This window comes from Shewanella cutis (assembly GCF_022410515.1).
In the GTDB taxonomy this organism is placed as follows: Bacteria; Pseudomonadota; Gammaproteobacteria; order Enterobacterales; family Shewanellaceae; genus Shewanella; species Shewanella cutis.
In genome coordinates this window covers 163,549-178,987 of sequence record NZ_JACSDI010000008.1, presented here as the reverse complement: position 1 = coordinate 178,987, position 15,439 = coordinate 163,549, and the positions used below count along the sequence as shown (strand labels likewise).

The following is a 15,439-nucleotide window of genomic DNA, read 5'->3' as shown; positions in this document are numbered from 1 at the left end:
TCGCTCTGCAAGCTGGTGCTCGCGAAACGAGGAATGACCTGTAGTGATGCTACGTAAATGGCGAGCGGCCCTTATGACATAAAGTCACAGTTGAGCTTGCCAGCCCCCTTCAGGCAGCATTTAGTTGCACAAATAACCCTGAACTCTCAATATGCCTTTGAAAAGCCATTACGACTTTTTGAACATATCCCTTAAATTTGAGATATGGCTGCGCCCGGTCTGCATGCGCTCCTGCTCTGTTTGCTGCGGTTTACGGTTTTCCCAAATAAGATCATCCTGCGGTAACTCATACAGAAAACGACTCGGCTCGCAGCGCATGGTCTCACCAAACTGGCGACGCTCACGGCAAAGAGTAAACCATAGCTCGCGCTGGGCGCGCGTAATCCCCACATAGGCAAGACGACGTTCTTCATCGACGTTATCTTCATCTATGCTGGTCTGGTGCGGCAGAATGCGCTCCTCAACCCCCACCATAAACACATAGGGGAATTCCAGCCCTTTAGACGCATGCAGCGTCATTAATTGCACCTGATCGCCGCCTTCATCTTCGCTGTTACGCTCCATCATATCTCTAAGCGTTAGGCGGTTAACCACCTCAGGCAAGGTCATAGGTTCATCTAATTCATCCCCCGAGAGCATTTCCGTCACCCAGCGATACAGCTCGGAGATATTTTTCATCCGCATTTCAGCGGCCTTGGCACTGGTACTGGTCTCGTATAAATAGTCTTCGTAATTAATCTTACGGATCAATTGTTTTACGGCCTCAACCGGTTCGCCTCGTTCGGCGTGCTCACCCGTATCGACAATAAAGCGACCAAATTGATACAAGGCCGACATGGCATTAGGCGGTAAATGATGATTCAGCTCAGGGGCAAAAATCGCCTCGAACATGGAGATATGTTTCTCGTTGGCAAAGTTACCCAAACGCTCCAAGGTGGATGGACCTATACCCCGTTTAGGTAAGTTAACCACCCGCAAAAAGGCGTTATCATCATCGGGATTTACCACCAATTTAAGGTAGCCCATGATGTCTTTAATCTCTGCACGGGCAAAAAACGAGGTGCCGCCGCTTAACTTGTAAGGGATACGGTTAGTCATCAATGCCCGTTCGAGCAGGCGAGACTGATGGTTACCCCGATACAGAATCGCGTAATCCCCAAATTGGGTGCGACCGACAAACTTGTGACGAACAATCTCGGCGACCACGCGCTCGGCTTCTTGCTCCTCATTGGCGGCAAACAGCACCCGCATCGGCTCACCGTAGGCCAGTTCGCTAAATAACGACTTATCATACACATGGGGATTGTTGGCGATAAGGATGTTAGCCGCCCGCAAAATGCGTTGGCTAGAACGATAATTCTGCTCGAGTTTAATCAGCTTAAGCTTGGGAAAGTCTTTACCCAACAGCACTAAATTCTGTGGTTTAGCCCCGCGCCATGAATAGATAGACTGGTCGTCGTCCCCTACCACGGTAAAACGTGCGCGCTCGCCCACCAGTAACTTAACCATTTCATACTGGGAAGTGTTGGTATCCTGATATTCGTCCACCAGCAGGTATTGGATCTTGGTTTGCCAGCGAGTACGCACTTCTTCATGGTGACGCAGCAATAGCGTCGGCAGCAGAATTAAGTCATCAAAATCCAAGGCGTTATAAGCTTTCATATGCTGGGCATAGCGTTGATATAACAGGGCGAACAATTGCTGCTGTTCATCTTTAGCCAGCTTTCGTGCCTGATCGGGAATAATCAACCCGCCCTTCCAATTGGAAATGGCCCCCGCCAAGGCTTTCAGTAAATCCTTATCTTCTTGTAATTCTTTTTGGGTCAGCTCTTTAAGGAGTGCAAGCGTGTCCTGATCATCAAACAGTGAGAAGCCAGGCTTTAATCCCAGCACTTTATGCTCACGCTTGACAATCTCAAGCCCTAAAGTATGGAAGGTTGAAATCCACAAGCCTCGCGCTTCTTTTCGCCCCATTGACTGCGCAACCCGCTCCTTCATCTCACGGGCAGCTTTATTGGTAAAGGTCACCGCGGCGATATTGCGGGCATTGTAGCCACACTTTTGCACTAGATAGGCAATCTTGTTGATAATCACCCGCGTTTTACCACTGCCCGCGCCCGCTAATACTAAGCAAGGCCCAGAAACATAATGAACGGCATCATTTTGGGCAGGATTGAGTTTCATCTTCGCGCAATATCCAAACAAGTCTTCAGAAGGGGGATGGGATCATAGCAGAAGCGAAGGTTTTAAGGCCAATAAATCCCCAGATATCAATTGAGCAAGCAATGAGAATTCATAGCTTCTTCAAATGAGCAAACCTTTGAAGGCGCTACTCCCCAAAACCATCTGAACATGCTGCAATCAGCATGCAGGCAAGCTCGGCACAAAATTAAGATATCAACTCACACTTTAGCCATTTTTTAAGCTAACTTGTTGCTAATATTGATAAGTCGCAGTAAAATTCCACGTGAATGAACGTTCATTCATATCTATGAGCATTGGAAATCGAATGGATAGCAAACGCGATTTGATACTTCGGTCCGCCGAAAAAATTATTGCTACTGAAGGCTTACATAACCTTTCAATGCAAAAATTAGCGGTGGATGCAGGCGTTGCCGCTGGAACAATCTACCGCTACTTCAAAGACAAAGAAGATTTGATCATTGAGCTGCGTAAAGACGTATTACAACAAATTGCCAGCAAGTTGCTTGAAAACATTAATGAAGGCAGCTTTGACGAAAAATTTCGCCGCCTGTGGTTCAATATTGTTGAACTAGGCCGCGAGCAGTCACATGCTAATTTGAGTTTTGCTCAGTACTCTCACCTCCCCGGTGTTGATGCGCCTGAGCACCAAGCTTTTGAAAGAGAAATATTTCAACCGCTACACCAACTATTTGAGCAGGCAAAAAACCAAGGCATTATTCAATCTCTGAATAATGCATTGTTGTTTTCTATCGCCTTTGAGCCGGCTATCGCTATAGGAAAACGCCTACGGCGAGGCCATTTGCAATGTACAGAACATGAAATCCAGCAGGCATGTGAATTATGCCTTCAGGCAATTTCTGTGACTCTTTAACTTAACTCTAGGAATCTTTAGCACCATGAAAAAATGGACTCTAAGTATGCTAGCGATCGCTGTACTTGCCTTTGGCTCAGTGATCGGCTTTAACCTGATGGTAAAAAATAAAATCGCCGAGGCGATCGCCAATATGCCAGAGGCTGAGTTTCCTGTAACAGCCATGACATTAGATATGCAAAAGTGGCAACCCACAATTGATGCGATTGGCTTTGTTGAGCCGCATCAAGGGGTAACCATCTCCAACGAATTAGCAGGACGCGTCACCAGCATTAATTTTGAAAACGGTAGCCGAGTGGAAAAAGGCCAACTGCTGGCCGAACTCGATGCCAAAGTCGAAAGAGCCAACCTTAAAAGCAAAATGGTACAACTGCCCGCCGCTGAGGCCGACTTTAAACGCCTTACAAAACTCTATGCGCAAAAGTCAGTCTCTAAACAGGATTTAGATAATAGTGAATCTAAATATCTGGCCTTACAGGCGGATATTGAAAGTTTAAAAGCCACTATCGAGCGCCGTGAAATCAGTGCGCCTTTCAGTGGTTTAGTGGGTATTCGTAACATTAACTTAGGTGAATATCTTCAGCCTGGTACCGATATTGTGCGTCTCGAAGATATCAGCACAATGAAAATCCGCTTCACTATTCCGCAAACCCAATTACCTCGTATTGCCGTAGGCCAAAAAATCCATGTGTTTGTGGACTCTTATCCTGAGCAACCCTTCGAAGGTGAAATTGCTGCGATTGAACCCGCCGTGTTTTACCAAAGCGGTTTGATCCAAGTGCAAGCACGCATTCCTAACGATAACGCCAAACTGCGTAGCGGGATGTTTGCCCGAGTATCCATCCTATTGCCAGAACTGAACGATCAGTTTGTACTGCCACAAACCGCCATCAACTTTACCCTTTATGGTAACTCTATTTACCTCATCAAAGAGGTCGAAGAAAACGGTAAAAAGCTGGCTAGAGTCGAGCAAATCAACCTGACGGTATTAGAGCGTAACGGCAATAACGCGCTGGTGAGTGGCGCGTTAAAAGCGGGAGATCGTATTGTCACCTCAGGGCAAATTCGCCTCAGTAACAACAGTAAAGTGACAGTGGTTGAAGACCAAGCCCTGACCCACTCCGACACTATGCCAAAGCTGTAATAGGAGCAAGATAATGCGCTTTACAGATATCTTTATTAGGCGACCCGTACTCGCCGCCTCAATCAGCTTTCTCTTGCTGCTGTTAGGCTTTAATGCCCTCAATAGCATGCAAGTGCGTGAATATCCGAAGATGACGAATACCGTAGTCACGGTATCCACCAGTTATTACGGTGCGGATGCAAACCTTATCCAAGGTTTTATTACTCAACCGTTAGAGCAAGCGTTAGCGCAGGCCGATAACGTTGACTTTATGACGTCGGAGAGCTTCCTCGGCACCTCGAAAATTTCGGTGTATATGAAGCTCAATACCGATCCCAATGGCGCCTTGGCCGATATTCTCGCCAAAGTGAACTCAGTAAGATCGCAGCTGCCCAAAGAGGCTGAAGATCCCAGTGTCGAAATGTCCACTGGCTCGCAAACCTCTGTACTGTATATTTCATTTTTTAGTGACCAGATTAACTCAAGCCAGCTAACGGATTACCTTGAGCGTGTCGTCAAACCCCAGCTCTTTACCATTGACGGCGTTGCTAAGGTGAATTTATACGGTGGTATTAAATACGCCATGCGTATTTGGCTCGATCCGGCCAGAATGGGGGCGTTTAACCTCTCCTCCAGCGATGTAATGCAAGTATTGCAGGCGAACAACTACCAGTCAGCGGTGGGTCAAACCAACAGTGTTTACACCCTTTTTAACGGCACCGCAGACACCCAAGTTGCCACCATCGAAGAGTTAAAACGCTTAGTGATCGGCAGTAAAGATGGTTTAGTCGTCCGTCTCGGTGATATTGCCGATGTCAGCCTCGAAAAGAGCCATGATATCTACCGCGCCTTAGCCAATGGCAAAGAAGCCGTGGTCATCGGCCTTGATGTCACGCCAACGGCTAACCCGCTTACCGTCGCGGCAGATACCCGCGCCCTATTACCTGAAATCGAGCGTAACTTACCGCCATCCATTGAATCGAGCATTCTGTACGACTCCTCACTCGCAATTGATGAATCGATTAAAGAAGTGGTTAAAACCATTGGTGAAGCCGCGATTATTGTTATCGTGGTGATCACTCTCTTCTTAGGTTCGCTTCGTGCCGTGGTGATCCCGATTGTGACCATTCCGCTCTCGCTGATTGGGGTTGCCATCATCATGCAGATGTTTGGTTTTACGCTCAATCTGATGACCCTGCTGGCCATGGTGCTCGCCATTGGTTTGGTGGTTGACGATGCGATTGTGGTAGTCGAAAACGTCGACAGGCATATTAAGCTGGGCGAGACACCCTTTAGAGCCGCGATTATCGGTACTCGCGAAATCGCTGTACCGGTTATTTCAATGACCATTACTCTCGCCGCGGTGTATGCGCCGATTGCCTTAATGGGCGGGATCACCGGCTCATTATTTAAGGAGTTTGCCCTTACGCTCGCAGGTTCAGTGTTTATCTCAGGCATAGTAGCGCTGACACTGTCACCCATGATGTGTGCCAAAATCCTTAAACCCCATACCACGCCAAATCGCTTCGAAATGGGGGTCGAAAACTTCCTAACCGGTCTAACTCGCCGTTACAGCAACATGCTCGATGCGGTGATGTTACATCGTCCAGTGATCGTCGCCTTTGCGATTATCGTGTTCGCTTCACTGCCGGTACTGTTTAAGTTTATCCCGTCAGAACTGGCGCCCAACGAAGATAAAGGCGTGGTGATGATGATGGGCACGGCACCTTCGACAGCTAACTTGGACTACATTCAAGCCAATATGGGCTTAGTCACGGATATGATTAAGGCACAGCCGGAATCAGCCGCGTCACTCGCCTTCGTGGGCGTACCAAGTTCAAGCCAAGCCTTCGGGATTGCGCCATTAGTGCCTTGGAGCGAGCGGGATAAGAGCCAAAAACAAATGCAGGAGTTTTTTGCTAAAGAAGTGAAGCACATTCCTGGAATGGCGATTACAACGTTCCAAATGCCTGAGCTGCCTGGGGCGTCGAGTGGTTTACCCATTCAGTTTGTGATTACTACATCAAACTCCTTCGCCAGCCTCTTCCAAATCGGTACCAGCGTACTGGAAAAGGTGCAAAAGAGTCCCTTGTTTGTGTACTCAGAAATCAACCTGAAATTCGATTCAGGCACAATGAAACTGCATATCAAGCGTGATTTAGCAGGTACCTACGGCGTTACTATGCAAGACATTGGGATCACGCTCGCCACTATGATGAGCGATGGCTATGTGAATCGCATTAACTTGGATGGTCGCTCCTACGAAGTGATCCCACAGGTGGAGCGTAAACTGCGCGCCAATCCGGAGTCGCTGGCCAATTACTATGTCAAAGCCGCTGATGGTAAATCCATTCCGCTATCCAGCTTAGTCGAAATTGAAATGGTGGCAGAGCCTCGCTCACTACCCCACTTCAACCAAATGAATGCCTTGACTGTGGGTGGCGTCGCCTCACCAGGTGTAGCCATTGGTGATGCTATTAGCTTTTTGCAAAATATTGGCGATAACGAGTTACCTAAGGGCTATAGCTACGACTTCCTCGGTGAAGCTCGCCAGTTTGTCACTGAAGGTTCGGCACTTTATGCCACTTTCTTACTGGCGATTGCGATTATTTTCTTAGTACTCGCCAGCCAATTTGAAAGCCTTAAAGACCCATTAGTCATCTTAGTATCTGTGCCGCTGGCCATCAGTGGCGCCTTGATTGTACTCGGGTGGACCCATGTGTTTGGCTTAGCCAAAATCAATATTTACACTCAGGTAGGATTAATTACCTTAGTGGGCCTTATCACTAAACACGGGATCTTGATGTGCGAAGTGGCCAAAGAGGAACAACTCCACCGCGGGCTATCTAAACTTGAGGCAATTAAACTGGCGGCAACCATCCGCTTACGCCCGATTTTAATGACAACGGCAGCAATGATTGCAGGTTTATTACCGCTATTGTTTGCTTCCGGCGCAGGTGCGGTAGCACGCTTTAATATTGGTATTGTGATTGTTGCAGGTTTATCGATTGGGACGATTTTCACCCTGTTTGTATTACCGGTGATTTATACCTATCTTGCTGAAAAACATGAGCCTTTGCCTGTGTTTGACGAAGATGCCGACGGGCTAGCCCACAACAGCTAACCGCATCCAAGCAAAACCTACGTCCCTTAAGACGTAGGTTTTGCAAGGTGGTTTTCTTTTGAAAGCCAACGTACTAGGTTACAATCCACCCATTCAGTAAAGAGGCGGACAAGAAGATGATCAATCCAAAGAAAATCGAAGAAATGGCGAAGCAACTGAGCGATAGCCTGCCCAGCGGTCTTAAGCAATTTGCCGGCGAATTTGAAGAGCGCAGCAAGCAAGTGCTGCAAAATCAATTGCTCAAGTTGGATATGGTGTCCCGCGAGGAGTTTGAAGTACAGCAGCATGTATTACTGAAAACCCGCGAGAAATTAGAAGCCCTGCAAGCTCAAGTGAATGAGCTTGAGAAAAAGCTAAACGCCGCGGATTAATGGCCCGCGAACCAAATGGTTAAGTGAGTTTTCTTAAAGCACAGCAACTTAAAGCTGTGCTTTTTGTTTTTAACACTTCAAGCATGAAGTCACTTAGGGAAATAATGCAACAACTCGCCAGTTATATCCTTGCTATTGAAGGCTTTCCAAGCCCGGTTTCAGTGGTGAGCCACACCCAAGAGCAGCACAGTTATCGGGATGACAATGCTGAAATTTGCGAATCCTTAACCCTGTATCACTTTGATAACGGGGTTGTGGTCAGCCTGTTAAGCGAGCAAGATAAACAAGTTGATGAGTCAGACATGGTTTGTGCCGATTATTGGCTGAGTTATCGAGTCATCACCGCCAATATCGCGATTTCGCCGCAGCAAAAATCCTTTAGCAATCTCTGTCAGCAGCGCTTTTGGCTTAAGATGCAGCAAGGGCTTACCGAGTAAGAATAGTTGTGGGCGCCTAGACCTAAGCGCTCGAATTCGAATCGTCAGGGAAGAAGATAATGGATACTACAAGCACCACTTTCTATCAGGACTATCTGCTTTGGGGATTGTTACTCCTTGGCGGCCTGCCACTGCTCAGTTATCCCTTTGTGGTCCTCGCAAGCCTAATGGGACTTGCCAGCCGCACCACGATTAACGTGCATTGGTTTTACCGACTGATGAATAAATGCTTTTTATGGGGAACCTTGGCTTATCCCTTAGTGTACATTCCCTGCTACTGGCTCGCGCGCGGAGAGAAGAGCTCATTATCCTTAGGCTATGCCGCACTGCCGCTGCTCTTTTTGGCCTTGCTGTACCTGTGCTTTCGCTGGATGGATGTACCGCCTAAAGACAAACGCCCAGATAACGACAAAGATCCCGATTAGATCGTCTGCTGCCGTGCGTATTTTTGTTTAAATGCCTTATGGTTAGCCTTTACTAATTTCCAACGACTGCATCCATTAAAACGGGCATATTCAGCAACTGCCGCCTCAAATGCTGCACAGAAGTCATCATCCATACCGCTAAATCCCTCTTCTAAGGTCAGCTGTTGTAATAGCAGTAAACCGCTTTGCCGCTCGGCTTTCACATCAACACGGCCAACAAAGCCATCCCGCCACAAAATCGCGAGGGAATAATAGCCATATTGGCGTTTTTCGGCGGGTACATAAACTTCAATTTGATAATCAAAATCAAACCATTGCTTTAATCGTTGCCGCTGAATTAATAGATTATCGAAGGGATTGAGTAACCAGACTCGATTGGGCATTGCAGCGGTTATTTGCAACTCAGGGCGATAAAAATACCATTTTCCCTCCGCCTTAAAGCTTGCCAACTCACCTTGAGACTGCATTGCGGCTAATTGCTCATTCACATTGGCTTTAACCCCTTTACGCAGATAAGCGATTTGCGCCGCTGAGCCAAAGGCATGGGCATCGAGATATCGCTCAATCAAGTAGCGGGCAAATTCGCTATCACTCGGGGCTAGGGTGTTGATATGACTAGGCAACACACGTTCAGTCAAATCATAGCACTTTTGAAATTTATCCCGTCGCACCACCATTAATTCACCGCGCATAAACAGTTGTTCCAGCGCCTTTTTAGCGGGTTTCCAATCCCACCATGCGCCGTTTTTGCCTTCAGTATGCTCAAAATCGCTGGCCTTGAGCGGACCTTCGGCGCGAATGCGGGCACGCACTTCCTGCATCACCCTATCGTCTTGCTCAAACCAATGTTTGCCACCATTTTGCAGTTGTTGTTTACGTTGCAAACTAAAACGGTAGTCGGCGATGGGTAAATATGCCGCCGCATGGGACCAATATTCAAAAATCTCGCCCTGTGCCAGCGCCTTATCCAGCATCTGCGGTTGATACTGCGGCATCCGGCTGTGCAAGACATGATGATGCGCCCGCTCGACCACATTAATGGAGTCGATTTGCACATAGCCGAGACGAGCGATCAGCTGGCTCACCGAAGCCTGTGGCTGTAACAAGCCCTGCTGTTGCATATTCAGTTGTAACCACTCACGGGGTGAATAAGGGCTCGACATGCACTCTCCAAAGGCTAATAACCGTGAATAACCACCTCAAATTGATGCCATTATCGGCTTATTATCCAAGGGAAAGTTGTCTCACTTTTGTCGGATATTTCGCAAACTTAACGCGAATTCGCCAGCTCACGGGCAACTTGAGTTAACATAAGCCATTTCCTCACTAAGGGCTATCGCTTTACCTTGAGACGAACGACGCGCTCATCCAAGGTTAGCCCGTCATTAAGGATTGATGAATGAATATCTATTACCGCGAAGCTAAACTCTGCGGCCGCAAAACCGGCAATGGCACTAAGCTGCCATTTTTGATGAATATGCTGTACTCACTCGCTGCAAAGAATGGCGATTTACAACCTTTTGCCATGGAGGATATTCAGGCCATCCTGTTTAACCAACATCAATCCATTGGCTGTTCGATTGTTGCGCCTTTACCCATTGTCTCTTGGCGCAGTGAAGCCATTTGGTACGAGCTATTCAAAGGTGAAAAGCCCGTGTATCTGCCTCAATGCATCAAATTTAGCAATGGCGGAATCGACTATGCGATTGTCGTGATCAACGATGAGTATGAGCTACGTATTTGGCCCGACTGCAATAATCGTGAGCGTGAAAAACACCAATGGTTTTCACACCATGCTCCCGTCTACTCGGAAGAAATCAATGTCTTTAAGGAGTGTTTAGAGGCGCTACTCAAGCATATCCGCAAGGAAGATGACTATGAGGCCAAGCATCCCAAATTTGGCAAACAACACACTGGTTCAAAATAGGTTTTAGCGCACATAAAGGCGATTGCCATAATGTTGCCACTATTGATCAGCAACTTGCCCGCAACTTTTACAGGCGAATCTGTTTTAATACCCGCCACGGTATCGAGTCAAGCCTACATAATGGCAACGGATGACTCGGTCGTATTTCATAGGGAATGAAATCCAATGTTGTACAGCATTATTTTCGGGTTACTCACCCTGCTTAGTTTGGCGTTATTTGGTGCCGCAGCCTATATCGTGGTACGCGCACTCTTCAAAAAATTTAATCGAGATCAAGGAATCGACATGTCAGCACAAGAGCCGTGGACAGCAGCCACAGCAAAGGGAACTGCATTAAAAAATACCACCCTATTAAAAGCCTTAACCATCGGCATACTGTCAATTCTCGCGTTGATCCCACTGGGGATCATTATGGACATGACGTCCGATCGCGAAATGCTTTACAACAGCGTGGTCGATGAAATCGGCCGCTCATGGGGTGAGCAGCAAACCCTCTCAGGCCCAGCGTTAGTGATCCCCTACAGTTATTTTGTGATGCAGGAAGAAGTCAGTAACGACGGCAAAACCCGCCACGAAGTGAAGCGCACCTATCAAGATGAGCTGGTGATCCTGCCAAAAAAACTCCGCCTCGATTTAGACCTAAAACATGATTTCCGTACCCGCGGCATTTATCAATCGCTGGTGTATAACGCAGCACTTAATGGGCAGGCTGACTTTCGCTTAAACCGTTACGATATTCCTAACCTTATCGCCTTCGATAATAAAAATGCCCGTTTAGTCTTTGGGGTATCATCGAATCAAGCAATTGATAAGGTCGAAAAAATTGAGGTGACAGGTGATTCCGTTTTACTTTCTGGTTCACTGATGTCGGGCACTGGCTTGACGACTGGTGGTCTAGAGAAAGGTTTTAACCAAGGGATTCAAGTCGGCGAAGCGAGTGATTTTAGCGTGAACTTTGCGATGACACTGCGCGGCTCTCAGTCGATTAGTGCCCTGCCATTAGGCGAGCAAACCCTGCTGAATATCCATGCCGATTGGCCGCACCCGAGTTTTAAGGGCCTGCTCCCAGCCGAGCGCGAAATCACCACCAATGGATTTACTGCCAGCTGGAATATCAGTCACTTAACTCGCAACTACCCGCAAGAGTTTATTAAGAGTAACCAGTCAACGCTTACCGAAGTCGTGGCCAATGCCATGCTGTTTGAGCCTGTGACCCATTACGGCAAGATTGAGCGCTCAGTCAAATACGGTCTGCTGTTTATCGTACTGACTTTTATCATGTTATTTATTTTCGAGCTAGGTCAAAAGACCAGCCTAAGCACAGTGCAATATATGCTGGTTGGCAGCGCCATGGCCCTGTTCTACCTGCTGTTACTGTCACTCTCGGAGCATCTTGCCTTCCTGCAAGCCTATCTGATCGCCACCTGTATCCCTGTGCTGTCGGTTTCCGCCTATGTGGGCAGTGCCACCGCTAGCCTTAAACGTGGCGTGATTGTCGGCACTATGTTGGTGAGCTTATATGCGGTGCTGTACTCAATACTGCAACTAGAAGATTACGCCCTGCTGATGGGCACTGGATTGTTATTAGTGGTTTTACTGGTTCTGATGTTCATAACCCGTCATCAACCCAAGGACACAGTGCAATAGCACCCAAGGTTCCACCCTTGAAGACCCCCGACAGCGCATTTTTGCTGTCGGGATTTTTTTATTGGCAAGTCCAAGTATGGCATGTAGCCTATGCTGTTTACTCGGAGGCGAATATTTTGACTCATCCAGCCTATCTTTTGCGTCGTTTAGCCCTTGTCTGGTTACTGCTAGCAGCTATTCCAAGCTTACTGTTACTCACACAAAATCAACTATTTCCACTGATCGATCTACAATCCCCTTTAGCCACAGCGCTGTATTGGCTCACGACCACAGGCACCGCGCCCTATGGCGTTGCGACCGTTTTAGTCGTACTGGCACTCGCCTATCGTTATATGCCTAAAGCATTATTTATTAACTTGTTTTTAGCCATCGGCCTAAGCCAAGTATTAAGCCTAAGCACTAGCCATGCCCTTAAAAGCTTTTTTAAAGAGCCAAGGCCTAACCTTGTGTATCTTGCCGAGCAAGCTCTCCCAGAGGAGGCACAGTTAACCCCTAACACCTTCTATCAATTAGCTCACTCCGATCGCTCACGGGTCATTGCAGAGGCGCTGAACGAGCTACAAACCAGGCCGTCTGGGTTAACACTCTCTCCCAATATCAAACAACATTGGGAGGATGAAATCGGTTATTCCTTCCCCTCTGGGCACACTATTTTTGCCGTGACCTTAGTGCTAACCGCCAGCTACTATCTACTTTTAGCGGGTTTACCTCTATTCACCAGTGCGTTATTAGCATGGGGATTATTAATGGGCCTCAGCCGCATGTTACTCGGTATGCACTGGCCACAGGATGTGCTCTTTTCCACCCTACTCGCGGCCATCATCAGCAGCTTAAGCATATTTTTAGTCAGTAAAATACGCATATTCACGCAAGGGTTTGTAAAAGCCTCTTCGCAATAACGCCCTAGTTACATTGACTTAAAAGGGGATAACCATTTGTTCGTCAATGCACCTTGGATTGAAATGCCTGTGAGGCTCTGAACTGATTAGATATTTAATGTGATTGGTATTACACAAGATTTTTGGCAAACAGCGCTAACACTGGCAAACTAGGGGTAGAGTCCGCTACCCCTAAACTTTCAATGACTGAAACTCACCCATATAAACTCGATCAACTCGATTTAACCATTTTGCGTTTACTGCAAACCCACGGCAGGTTATCGAATCTTGAACTGGCAACGAAAGTCGGCCTGTCGCCGTCCCCTTGCTCACGCCGCGTTAAAGCCCTAGAAGAGGCGGGTTATATTGCCGATTATGTCACGCGTCTGTCAGCGGATAAATTCAACCTGCATTTAACTGCGTATATCCATGTACGGATGGAAAAACACACGCCTGGAATCCTCAACCAATTTGAAGCCAATATACTGGGCTACGAAGAAGTCCAAGAATGTGCGCTGATCACGGGTTCTGAAGCCGACTATCAACTCAAAGTGTTAGTCCAAGATATGGCGCACTTTCGTACTTTTCTGTTAGATAAACTCACCACCAATGTGCATATCGCAGGTGTGCATTCCAGCTTCGTGTTGAAAAAGGTCAAGGAGCACACGGCCATCCCCTTAAGCCATATCACCATTCAACCCTAAGCGCAGTAAAAGTGACGGCCGCTGCGATAGCGTGAGACCAATGCAGCCATGGTTGCAATGTCGCTACCCCAAGCGGCTCACCCTGCGAAAGGTATTTTTAGCGATAAGATCACAATTTATTAGGTTTTTACCATCGCAATTAATCGCTAAAGCGAGGCCGCCAGCAATCGTCACCAGCAATATAATCTCGACAGACGCTAAAAATAGAAATATAACCTCAAAATAATAGAGAAATAAGAACATAAATTGCCAGTTAACAGCAATTTAACGCACTAAAATTGCGTTGAACTTCTGATTTATCCGCCTAAGATACGCCTTCTTTTTACGGGAGGCACAATGCAATCGGCCAATACAAGTTCGACTAACCATTTCAGCTCACGTTTAGGTTTTATCATGGCTGCCGCCGGAAGTGCCGTAGGTGTGGGCAACATTTGGGGATTCCCCACCCAAGCGGCGACCCATGGCGGCGGTGCCTTTCTACTTGTGTACCTAGTGCTTATTTTTATCCTAGGCATTCCCATGCTGATGGCCGAACTGATGATTGGTCGCCACGGACAAACCAACCCCGCCGATGCCATGGGTAAACTCGGTTGCAACTCGCTCACCCGCAATTTAGGCAAGACAATAGGGTTGATTTCTATCGTAACAGCAGGGTTGATCTATACCTTCTACAGCATTCTTTCTGGCTGGTTTGTGAGCTACGCCATCGCGCCTATCGCCACAGCCTTTGGCGCGAATGATACCGCTGCTTGGCTAATGGATTTCTCGCTGTCGCGCAATCTGGTATTCACGCTAATTTTTAGCGCGCTGGTATTTTTGGTATTGCTGCAGGGCGTACAAGAAGGTATCGAAAAATGGTCTAAACGCTTAATGCCGCTATTGTTGATCATGCTGATCGCAGGCGTGGCCTATATCTTCACCCTTAATGGCGCGAGTGAAGGCATTAGCGCACTATTAACGCCAAACTTTGCCAAGGCTATCGCGCCAGATACCTTGCTGAGCGCACTCGGACAAACCTTCTTCTCACTCACCATAGGCACAGGTGCCATGATGGTTTATGGCAGCTATTTGAGCCAAAAAGAGAATATCGCCAAACTAACCGTCTGGGTTGCCTTTACCGACAGCGGCATCGCCTTTCTCGCCGCCTTTTTAATCATCCCAGCCATGTATGTGGCCCAGCATAATGGCGTGCAGATTTTTAGCGCAGAAGGCAAGTTAATCGATTCGGATGCATTGGTGTTTACTGTTTTACCCGCCTTATTCTCAACCCTAGGCGATACGGCTAACCTCATTATTAGCGTGGTGTTTTTTATGCTGCTGATCATCGCCGGCCTAACTTCTGCCATTTCCATCGCCGAAGTCCCGACTAGCTATGTGATGCAAAAATGCGGACTCAGCCGCCAGCGTGCCACCTTGATCATCGGCCTATTGTTGACCTCATTATCCTTATTACTGGCGGTATTTTTTGAGACGCTATTTAGTTTCACTATCATGCTAACCACGCAAATGGCCCAACCGCTGGTCGCCCTCGGCATTGCGATTTACTTAGGTTGGATTTGGCGCCAAAGCCAGTTACTCAAGGCGATAAGTAAACAAGAGGGTGTCGATGCCTCTGGGCTTTTCTGGCGCATTTGGCCAAGGTACGTGAAGTATGTTTGCCCAGTATTGATTATTACAATCGCCATCAGGCAATTTGTGTAACTCTTTAAAAAACAAAATCCCCGCTT

At 47.4% G+C, this 15,439-nt stretch carries 13 protein-coding genes; 11 read left to right on the top strand and 2 right to left on the bottom strand.

Annotated elements, in window-relative coordinates:
• Positions 1 to 168 precede the first annotated feature (168 nt).
• Positions 169 to 2,184 carry a DNA helicase Rep gene (gene rep / locus H9J30_RS12950; protein WP_240131385.1) on the bottom strand — a complete coding sequence of 672 codons (2,016 nt, stop codon included), beginning with the start codon at positions 2,182 to 2,184 and terminating at the stop codon, positions 169 to 171.
• A 325-nt stretch (positions 2,185 to 2,509) separates the two neighbouring features.
• Here rep and H9J30_RS12945 point away from each other — a divergent pair, with 325 nt between their 5' ends.
• From H9J30_RS12945 to H9J30_RS12920, 6 genes are all read left to right on the top strand, one after another.
• Complete coding sequence (locus tag H9J30_RS12945; RefSeq protein ID WP_240131384.1) at positions 2,510 to 3,076, top strand: TetR/AcrR family transcriptional regulator; 567 nt, start codon at positions 2,510 to 2,512, stop codon at positions 3,074 to 3,076.
• A gap of 25 nt (positions 3,077 to 3,101) precedes the next feature.
• Positions 3,102 to 4,220, top strand: coding sequence for an efflux RND transporter periplasmic adaptor subunit (locus tag H9J30_RS12940; RefSeq protein WP_144345187.1), 1,119 nt, complete (start codon positions 3,102 to 3,104; stop codon positions 4,218 to 4,220).
• 13 nt (positions 4,221 to 4,233) lie between these two features.
• On the top strand, positions 4,234 to 7,323 hold the full coding sequence (locus tag H9J30_RS12935; protein ID WP_240131383.1) for a multidrug efflux RND transporter permease subunit: 3,090 nt from the start codon (positions 4,234 to 4,236) through the stop codon (positions 7,321 to 7,323).
• 116 nt (positions 7,324 to 7,439) lie between these two features.
• Positions 7,440 to 7,694: a ubiquinone biosynthesis accessory factor UbiK gene (ubiK, locus tag H9J30_RS12930; protein ID WP_023266071.1), complete on the top strand. Its 255-nt coding sequence runs from the start codon at positions 7,440 to 7,442 to the stop codon at positions 7,692 to 7,694.
• Between the two features lie 104 nt (positions 7,695 to 7,798).
• Entirely contained in the window at positions 7,799 to 8,131 is a 333-nt protein-coding gene (locus H9J30_RS12925) for a hypothetical protein (protein ID WP_240131382.1), read from the top strand.
• Between the two features lie 59 nt (positions 8,132 to 8,190).
• Positions 8,191 to 8,556 (top strand): hypothetical protein, encoded by a 366-nt coding sequence (locus H9J30_RS12920; RefSeq protein WP_240131381.1) that lies wholly within the window; start codon positions 8,191 to 8,193, stop codon positions 8,554 to 8,556.
• Here H9J30_RS12920 and H9J30_RS12915 read toward each other — a convergent pair.
• A complete protein-coding gene (locus H9J30_RS12915; protein ID WP_240131380.1) occupies positions 8,553 to 9,719 on the bottom strand; it encodes a winged helix-turn-helix domain-containing protein in 1,167 nt (388 codons plus the stop codon). The two genes, H9J30_RS12920 and H9J30_RS12915, sit on opposite strands and share 4 nt — an antisense overlap.
• A 236-nt stretch (positions 9,720 to 9,955) precedes the next feature.
• On the opposite strand from H9J30_RS12915, the gene H9J30_RS12910 reads away from it, so the two are divergent.
• The 5 genes from H9J30_RS12910 (at position 9,956) to H9J30_RS12890 (ending at position 15,413) form a co-directional block, all read left to right on the top strand.
• Positions 9,956 to 10,483 (top strand): hypothetical protein, encoded by a 528-nt coding sequence (locus H9J30_RS12910; RefSeq protein ID WP_240131379.1) that lies wholly within the window; start codon positions 9,956 to 9,958, stop codon positions 10,481 to 10,483.
• A 168-nt stretch (positions 10,484 to 10,651) separates the two neighbouring features.
• Positions 10,652 to 12,130, top strand: a complete 1,479-nt coding sequence (gene creD, locus H9J30_RS12905) for a cell envelope integrity protein CreD (protein WP_240131396.1) — start codon at positions 10,652 to 10,654, stop codon at positions 12,128 to 12,130.
• Between the two features lie 116 nt (positions 12,131 to 12,246).
• Positions 12,247 to 13,029, top strand: coding sequence for a phosphatase PAP2 family protein (locus tag H9J30_RS12900; RefSeq protein ID WP_240131395.1), 783 nt, complete (start codon positions 12,247 to 12,249; stop codon positions 13,027 to 13,029).
• 182 nt (positions 13,030 to 13,211) lie between these two features.
• Entirely contained in the window at positions 13,212 to 13,712 is a 501-nt protein-coding gene (locus H9J30_RS12895; protein ID WP_240131378.1) for an Lrp/AsnC family transcriptional regulator, read from the top strand.
• Between the two features lie 336 nt (positions 13,713 to 14,048).
• Positions 14,049 to 15,413, top strand: a complete 1,365-nt coding sequence (locus H9J30_RS12890; RefSeq protein WP_240131377.1) for a sodium-dependent transporter — start codon at positions 14,049 to 14,051, stop codon at positions 15,411 to 15,413.
• The last annotated feature ends 26 nt before the right edge of the window (positions 15,414 to 15,439 follow it).